The 251-nt window shown below is 70.1% G+C and carries 1 pseudogene; it reads left to right on the top strand.

Annotated features, from left to right (window positions below):
* Positions 1-251 (top strand): annotated as a pseudogene (locus AC13HU_RS38435) (IS701 family transposase); the annotation flags it as partial.

Genomic DNA, 251 nt, shown 5'->3' with positions numbered 1-251 from the left:
GCGTGGGTCACCGCTGACGAGGCATACGGGCAGGTCAAGCACCTGCGAGTGTGGCTGGAGGAACGTCGGGTCGCGCACGTGCTGGCCACGAAGGTCAACGACACTGTGATCACCACGCACGGGGCGGACGCGCGGGTGGACCAGTTGGTTGCCGCGCTGCCCCGCCAGCGGTGGAAACGGATCTCCGGCGGGGCCGGCGCGCACGGTGAGCGGATCTACGACTGGGCGCGTGTCGCGATCCGCCCGTACTG

It is taken from the genome of Streptomyces sp. NH27 (assembly GCF_056859195.1).
This window is presented reverse-complemented; position numbering and strand designations above follow the sequence as displayed.